Raw genomic sequence first — 6202 nt, forward strand, 5'->3', positions numbered from 1 at the left:
TGCCGGTGGGCTGGTGGCCGAGGCTGAACCGCGTAGTGGTATCTACTTTGATGCTGCGCTCGAAGCTTGCAACACCGTAGCCGAAGCGCCCGTAGATTGTTCCCTCCGAGGCGGTGAGGGCAGCCGTCGCGATCCCGTCGGCCTTGGCAAGACGCAGATCCTCGCTCATCATCCACCGCAACAGCCCCCGGCGGCGATGCGAGGTACGCACTGTCACCGAGGTGACCAGCTGGCTCTCAAGGGTCCGGCCAAAACCGATGTTCAGGCTCTTGCGGAAGGTGGCAAAGGTGGCCACCGGCACCTCGGCGGGCAGCGAGTTCGGCGCCACCTGGCCTGTTTGGTAGACGCCGGTCAGGACCCGGCCGTCCTTTTCGTAGGTGGCAAGGGACGTCGCCACATGCTCGGGGCTGCGGGTAGGCTCATGAAAACCGAAGGCCACTGCCCTGGCCCAGGTTTCTGCCTGGTCGTAGCCGTCACTGCCTTCGGACACCGCGCCGAAGCGACGGATCTCATACTTCGCGCTCACGTCAACCACGCTGTTGAGCCTAACCAAGGTATAGGGTCGCCACCAGCCTGCGTGAAAGCGCGGCCCTTTCAGCCGTAGCCGCGTTTCACAAGGCAGACCGCCCAGAGCTGGCCATGGCACCTTGGGCCGATGCACAATGTGGCAATCACCAATGAGCTATAAGTTGGAGCACGCCGTGGCGCACTTCACAATCCGTGGCGGCGTTGGGTGGCGCCTCAATCCTGATTCCGCCTAAGAGCACCTGAAAACCTAGCGAGGATGAATGCAAACTTCTCAAGCTGAACAAAGCCCGGACGCGTCACTGCTAAAGGTCCTGGGCAACTGGGACGCCCTGGCCCTTGGCTTCGGGGCCATGATCGGTTTCGGCTGGGTGGTGCTCACCGGCGGGTGGATAGCTTCAGCCGGAACCATGGGAGCCGTCCTGGCAATGGTCACCGGCGGCGTCATCATGGGGGTGGTAGGTCTAACCTACGCCGAACTGACGGCAGCCATGCCCAAAGCGGGCGGTGAGCACAACTTCCTGCTTCGCGGCATGGGCCCAAGGTGGTCCTTCATCGGGTCCTGGGCCATCACCGGCGGATACATTACGATCGTTGCCTTCGAGGCAGTGGCGTTGCCGCGGACAGCCCAGTACCTCTTTCCTGACCTCAGCCAGATTCCGCTGTGGGAGGTCGCCGGATACCAGGTGCACCTGACCTGGGCGCTGGTGGGGGCCGTTGCTGCTGTGATCATTACCGGCATCAACATCCTCGGCGTCAAGCTTGCCGGGGCCGCCCAGACCTACGTGGTGGTTTTCCTCCTCATCATCGGCCTGATGCTTGTCTTCGGTTCCTTCACGGGCGGCTCGGTCACCAATATGGAACCCTTTTTCACCGGCGGCCTGAACGGCTACTTCGCGGTCCTGGTTGTGGTTCCGTTTCTATTTGTCGGTTTCGACGTCATTCCCCAGTCAGCAGAAGAAGTCAACATCCCGGCGAGGCAGATAGGCAAGCTCGTCGTCGTTGCCGTCCTGCTCGCCACGATCTGGTACGTCATGACCGTGCTGACAACCTCCTCGGCGATGCCTGCAGGTGACATTGCCCAGGCGGACATTGCAACTGCCGATGCCATGGGAGCACTCTTCGGCAACGACCTGATGGCCAAGATCCTGATCGCAGGCGGGATTGCCGGAATCCTGACCTCTTGGAACTCGCTGCTCCTGGGCGCCTCACGCCTGATGTACTCCATGGCGCGCTCCGGGATGTTGCCGGCATGGTTTGGCAAGCTGCACCCGAAATACCGCACACCGGCCAACGCCCTCATTTTCATCGGTGTGCTGTCCTTCCTTGCGCCGTTCTTCGGCGTGTCCATGCTGGGCTGGCTGGTCGATTCCGGGGCACCAAGCATCGTCATCGCGTACATCCTGGTATCCGTGGTGTTTGTCATCCTGCGCCGCCGCGAACCGTCCATGGACCGTCCGCTGCGGGTAGGCGGCAAGGGCAACGGCGGCACCATCATTGGCGTCGTCGCCGTTATCCTCTGCCTGGGACTGCTCAGCCTCTACCTTCCCGGCATGCCGGCTGCACTGACTCCGCCACCGTGGATTCTCTTCGGCCTCTGGTGGCTGCTCGGCATGGTGCTCTTCTTCCGCATTCCCGCCGGAGTAGCACCTGGTCCGGACGCGGAGCATCACTTGCTCGAACGCCTCCGCCAGCGGCGGGAAGCAGCCTCAAAGGGCTGAGCCCTTTTCGCTCGTGGGGCAACAAGCGTAAAGCTGCAGACAGAAGGGGTGGAACGGTTTCCCGTTCCACCCCTTCTTTTGCGGTTGCCTCCAGTCCTAGTGTCCGGCGTCGTACCAGCTAGGTCCGACGCCAATCTGGACTTCCAGCGGGACGGTCAGGTCCGCCGCTGCTCCCATCTGTTCTGTAACAAGCTTTTCCACCGCTTCCCGCTCCCCCGTGGCAACTTCGAGCACCAGTTCGTCGTGGACCTGCAGGAGCATCCGCGATTTCAGGCCCTGCGACTGGAGTTCCGCGTGGACGCCCAGCATGGCGCGTTTGATGATATCTGCCGCCGAGCCCTGGATGGGGCTGTTGAGGGCGATCCGTTCAGCGTTCTCCCGCAGCTGCCGGTCGGTGCTGGTCAGGTCCGGGAGGTACCGGCGGCGTCCCTCGATGGTTGCCGTGTAACCGTCCACGCGTGCCTGGTCCACCACGCCGCGGAGGTAATCCCGGACCGCGCCGAACCGGTCGAAGTAGTCCTTCATCAGCGTGCGTGCCTCGTCCACGGAGATTTCCAGCTGCTTGGACAGCCCGAAGGAGGTCAGGCCGTAGGCCAGCCCGTAGGACATGGCCTTCACCTTCGAGCGCATGGCGCTGGTGACTTCCTCGGTTGGTACATGGAAGATGTTGGAGCCCACGAACCTGTGCAGGTCCTCGCCGTCCTTGTACGCCTGGATGAGGCCGGCATCGCCGGACAGGTGCGCCATGATGCGCATTTCGATCTGGGAGTAATCCGCTGACAGCAGGCACTCGTAACCGTCGCTGACCACAAAGATCCCACGGACGCGGCGGCCTTCCTCGCTGCGGATGGGGATGTTCTGCAGGTTGGGATTGTTGGAGGAGATCCGGCCCGTAGCAGCAACATTCTGGGCATAGGTGGTGTGGATGCGGCCGTCCTCGGCCACTGACTTCTTCAGCGACTCCAGCATTTGACGCAGCTTGGCGGCTTCCCGGTGGGCCATGAGCTGGACCAGGAACTCGTGGCCGGTTTTGTCCAGGAGGTTCTTCAGTGAGGCGGCGTCGGTGGTGTAGCCAGACTTGATCTTCTTGGTCTTGGGCAGCTGGAGTTCCTCGAACAGCACGGTCTGCAGCTGCTTGGGTGATCCGAGGTTAACCTCGTGGCCGATAGCTGCGAAGGCCTGCTCCTGAGCGTTGTCGATGACCCTGGCGAGGTCCGCGAGCTGTTCGTCCATCCGGGCCATGTCGATTCCGATGCCGGCGAGTTCCATGTCGGCCAGGACGCGGCTGACGGGAAGTTCCAGGCTGGACAGCAACTCCTCGGCCCGGCGTTCCTTCAGCTCCGACTCGAAGTAGCGGCTCAGTTCGAGGACGACGGCTGCGGCCTGCACCAGTGCGCCCGCAGCTGCTTCGTCGTCGCCGTCGAAGGACAGCTCCAGCTGGCCGGCTTTGGCGGTGGCGGCCGGGATCCCGACGTTGAGGTGGTGCTGGGCCAGTTCGGCCAGTTCATAGGTGCGGCGGTCCGGCTGGATGAGGTAGCCGGAAATTGACGTATCGTCCACCACGCCCTCAAGCTCCAGCCCGCGTGAAGTCAGGGCTTTCAGGGCGGCTTTGAACCCGTGCATAACCTTTGGGGCTTCCGGGTCGCGCAACCAGGCGGCCAGGACGTTTTCCGTTCCGGCATCCTGGGCAGAGAGATCGATGTACGCGGCGGCGCCGTCGCGGACGATGGCCAGCCCGGCAGCATCCTCGCCGATCCGCCCCGGCACCAGGTCAACGGCGAGGGCGCAGCGCTGTCCTGCGGCTGCCGCCAGGAATTCAGTCAGCTCCGCGGCGCCGGCGGGCGTGATGAACTCGGGGGTTTCGATGCTCGCACGCTCAGGCGCGGGAGTGTTGTCGTCCCCGTACAGCGCGAAGAGCCGGCCGCGGATCGCCTTGAATTCCAGCTGGTCGAACAGGTCCTCAAGGGCTGCCTGGTCCGGCCGGGGCTCGTACAGCTCATCGAGGGTGACGGGAAGTTCCAGGTCCGTGTGGAGCTGGTTCAGGCGGCGGTTGCGCTTGACGGCTTCCACGTTTTCGCGCAGCGCGTCACCCACCTTCCCGCCGATGGAATCCAGGTTCTCCAGTACACCCTCCAGCCCGCCGTAGAGGTTGATCCACTTGGCAGCCGTCTTGGGGCCGACGCCGGGCACGCCCGGGAGGTTGTCCGCCGTCTCCCCCACCAATGCGGCAAGGTCCGAGTAGCGGGCAGGGCTCACGAAGTACTTGGCCTCGATGGCGGCGGCGTCCATCTTGGGGATGTCGCTGACGCCCTTCTTCGGGTAGAGGACAAAGACGTTGTCCGTGATCAGCTGGAAAGCGTCCCGGTCACCGGAGACCAGCAGCACCTCGAAGCCGGCCTTCTCACCCATGGCTGCCAACGTGGCAAGGATGTCGTCGGCCTCGTAGCCTGGCATTTTGATGGTTTTGATTCCCCACGCCTCCATCACTTGGGCGATGAGGTCGATCTGGTTGTTCATCTCGCGCGGAGTCTCGTTCCGGCCGCCCTTGTATTCGCTGTATTCAGCCTTGCGGTGGGTGGACTCATCCGAGACGTCGAAGGCCACGGCGATGTGCGTGGGCTGCTGCTCCTTGATGAGGTTGATCAGCATGGAGGTGAAGCCGTGGATGGCGTTGGTGTGCTGCCCGTTGGCGGTGGAGAACTTGTCCGCAGGGAGGGCGAAGAAGGCGCGGAAGGCCATGGAATGCCCGTCCAGTACCAGCAGCCGCGGCTGGCCAGTGACGGGAACTACGGGGGCGGCAGTGGCCGAAACGGATCCACCGGCCTGGCCCGGAACCGTGTCCCGAACGGCAGCGTCCTCAAGGGCGGTTGAGCCCTGTGGGGCGTTGTCCTCCTGCAGGACGTTGGACGGGAAAGGGGCCGGTTTGGTTGTTTCACTCACAGGTGCCAGCCTAGTTGCCATGATGGACAATTTCACGCCCGGCCCCTTCGCTGACGAGCTCACTGCCGCCGGTGTCCCGGAGCACCTGCACGGCTGGCTGGGTCAATTCGGGATAGGTGCGTTGGTGGTGAAGATGGGGATCCGTTTCCTGGAGATGAGTGCGGAGCGGACGGTGGCCACCATGCCGGTGGAAGGAAACACCCAGGTGGCAGGAATCCTACACGGCGGAGCCCATGTGGTGCTGGCCGAAACGCTTGGTTCCTTTTCTGCGGGCTTGCATGCAGGGCCAGGGCGCCACGCAGTGGGCATCGAGGTCAGCGCCACGCATCACCGGTCCATCGCGGCGGGCACGGTCACGGGAACCTGCTCTGCGATCCACCTCGGCCGGACGTTGGCCACGCACGAGATCGTTGTGACAGACGAGCAAGGGCGCAGACTATCCACGGCCCGCATCACCAACATGATCCGGGATAACGCCGCACCCGCGCAGGGCTAGGGCCTTTAGGAGGATCACCGGGAGGCCACCGGGACTTTGTCCACATCGGGCTCTCCCAGGGGAAAACGCGTTAATCCCCGGGTTTTGTATCCAGGAGGTAGCGCAGCTCAACGATGCCCCTGCCCATGGCGCGGGAGGCCGTTAACTCGAGTGGCGGCGTCGGGCCTGTCAATGGGAGCAGCCGCTTACCGTCCCCGAGCACGACAGGAATGACGGAGAGGATGATTTCATCCAGCAGCCCGGCGTCGGCAAATTGGGCCGCGAGGTTTCCACCGCCCACCACCCAGACGTTCCTGCCTCCGGCATCTGCCTTCAAGTCGGCGATGAACTCACTGACGCTGCCGCGGACGAACGTGATGTCCGCCCCGGCAGGTGCGGTGTACTCATGCCGCGTGAAGACGTAGCAGGGGGTGTCAGGGTAGGGCCAGTTTCCGGGCTCGTGTTCCATCAGCCACGAATACGTCCCACCGCCCATGACGATGCAGCCGATGCCGGCCATGAACGTCTCGTAACTTTCCTT

Annotated in this window: 5 protein-coding genes; 2 read left to right on the top strand and 3 right to left on the bottom strand. The window is 63.5% G+C overall.

From position 1 onward, the window contains the following. A partial coding sequence (locus AC5RWX_RS28965) for a GNAT family N-acetyltransferase (RefSeq protein WP_494099685.1) occupies window positions 1-526 on the bottom strand: 526 nt, incomplete at its 3' end. A 262-nt stretch (window positions 527-788) separates the two neighbouring features. On the opposite strand from AC5RWX_RS28965, the gene AC5RWX_RS28970 reads away from it, so the two are divergent. Further along, the gene (locus tag AC5RWX_RS28970; protein ID WP_494099686.1) at window positions 789-2246 is read left to right on the top strand and encodes an APC family permease; all 1458 of its coding nucleotides are present in this window, start codon (window positions 789-791) and stop codon (window positions 2244-2246) included. A 96-nt stretch (window positions 2247-2342) separates the two neighbouring features. Here the strand turns inward: AC5RWX_RS28970 and polA are convergent, their stop codons facing one another. Beyond that, window positions 2343-4985, bottom strand: a complete 2643-nt coding sequence (gene polA, locus AC5RWX_RS28975) for a DNA polymerase I (protein ID WP_494099689.1) — start codon at window positions 4983-4985, stop codon at window positions 2343-2345. Window positions 4986-5205: 220 nt separating this feature from the next. Between polA and AC5RWX_RS28980 the strand changes: the two genes are divergently transcribed. Continuing rightward, window positions 5206-5682: a hotdog fold thioesterase gene (locus tag AC5RWX_RS28980; protein WP_494099687.1), complete on the top strand. Its 477-nt coding sequence runs from the start codon at window positions 5206-5208 to the stop codon at window positions 5680-5682. A gap of 70 nt (window positions 5683-5752) precedes the next feature. On the opposite strand, the gene AC5RWX_RS28985 is transcribed toward AC5RWX_RS28980, so the two are convergent. After that, window positions 5753-6202 (bottom strand): dihydrofolate reductase family protein (locus AC5RWX_RS28985; RefSeq protein WP_494099688.1); only part of this gene is annotated, 450 nt, incomplete at its 5' end.

The sequence above is a fragment of the Arthrobacter sp. SPT-J7 genome (assembly GCF_059089965.1).

Coding starts and splice junctions, on each gene's coding strand:
- AC5RWX_RS28970 (WP_494099686.1), top strand. CDS start 789: ATGCAAACTTCTCAAGCTGAACAAAGCCCGGACGCGTCACTGCTAAAG.
- polA (WP_494099689.1), bottom strand. CDS start 4,985: ATGGCCTTCCGCGCCTTCTTCGCCCTCCCTGCGGACAAGTTCTCCACC.
- AC5RWX_RS28980 (WP_494099687.1), top strand. CDS start 5,206: ATGATGGACAATTTCACGCCCGGCCCCTTCGCTGACGAGCTCACTGCC.